Raw genomic sequence first — 521 nt, 5'->3', positions numbered from 1 at the left:
CTAAGCGAAAAATATATATCGATATCGAAGAGCGCGCTAAACAGTTTGGTGCGGTGGAAACCCTTCATATATACAAACTTAACCTCACCAAATAGTGTTGAAAAAACCCGAGCTTCTTCGTCCAATTCCTCTGATCCGATTAGTTGAATTTTTTATTCTTGTTACCGTGAAAATTTAGGAAGCTCGGTACGAATGTAAAGTGTGGGGTGACAGTTTGTTGGTGTCTTTTGGTCGGTACAAAAGCGTTTTGTGGTGTGGTGTGAGTGTGTGGTGTTTACTCGATGTTTGTGGTGGTGGTGCGTTCCTGGACCAGGTAGACCTGGGAGCCGGGAACGGTGCTTGTGGTGACGAATGTGCGGTGCTTGGCTCTGATCAGTGACAGGTTGCTCTCGGCCGTGTCTGCGCGATCCTCGGCGGCCTCCAACTCTCGCTGGAATCTGCGCACTCGGGTCACGCTCTGTTGTGACATGCCCTCAGTTTCCTGCAGCTGCCGCTTGTAGATGTTGATCTTCTGAACGGTC

1 protein-coding gene is annotated in these 521 nt (G+C 49.3%); it reads right to left on the bottom strand.

Annotation, left to right across the window (positions count from 1 at the left end; genetic code table 11):
• Positions 1-274 precede the first annotated feature (274 nt).
• On the bottom strand, positions 275-521 hold a 247-nt coding region (locus P2081_RS20305), incomplete at its 5' end, for a hypothetical protein (RefSeq protein WP_278924603.1).

Origin of the sequence: Pseudophaeobacter profundi (assembly GCF_029697505.1) — a bacterium.
Lineage (GTDB): Bacteria > Pseudomonadota > Alphaproteobacteria > Rhodobacterales > Rhodobacteraceae > Pseudophaeobacter > Pseudophaeobacter profundi.
This window is presented reverse-complemented; position numbering and strand designations above follow the sequence as displayed.